This window comes from Rhizobium sp. 01T444, from assembly GCF_056398305.1.
This window is the reverse complement of sequence record NZ_JBFTPD010000313.1, coordinates 1-576: the sequence shown is the minus strand read 5'-3', so window position 1 is coordinate 576 and position 576 is coordinate 1. Positions and strand designations below refer to the sequence as shown.

Annotated in this window: 2 protein-coding genes; both read left to right on the top strand. The window is 65.6% G+C overall.

What is annotated here, in order from left to right; genetic code table 11:
• The coding region (locus tag AC1DTN_RS38655; RefSeq protein ID WP_477925503.1) for an alpha/beta fold hydrolase at nt 1-259 on the top strand (259 nt) is incomplete at its 5' end.
• On the top strand, nt 256-576 hold a 321-nt coding region (locus AC1DTN_RS38650; protein ID WP_477925502.1), incomplete at its 3' end, for an ABC transporter substrate-binding protein. The genes AC1DTN_RS38655 and AC1DTN_RS38650, both read left to right, overlap by 4 nt.

Genomic DNA, 576 nt, shown 5'->3' with positions numbered 1-576 from the left:
GAACCGCATCTGGCTGCATCCGCCCTTCCGGCAGTGGAACATCGAGGCCGAGCTCGGCACCATCCGCTGCCCGGTGCTGGCGATGCAGGGTGTGGACGACGAGTACGGCACACTCGCGCAGATTCGCGGCATCGCAGCGCGCGTGCCGGGCACGCAGTTGCTGGAGGTGCCCGACTGCGGGCATTCCCCGCATCGCGACCAGCCCGAAACGGCGATAGTTGCGACCGTTTCATTCATCAATAAAAGGAGACAACCATGACTCGACACATCGCGCGCACCGCGCTCACCGCCCTCGCGCTGGCCTGCATCGCCACGATCGGCCATGCCCAGCAAGGCAAGCTCAAGGTCGGCCTGATGCTGCCCTTCAGCGGCACCTATGCCGCGCTCGGCGCGGCCATCGAGAACGGCTTCAAGCTGCGCGTCGAGGAGCAAGGCGGCAAGCTCGGCGGCCGCGAGATCGAATACATCAAGGTCGACGACGAGTCGGACCCGGCCAAGGCGACCGACAACGTCAACAAGCTGATCAAGCGCGACAACGTCGACGTGATCATCGGCACGGTGCACTCGGGCGTGGCG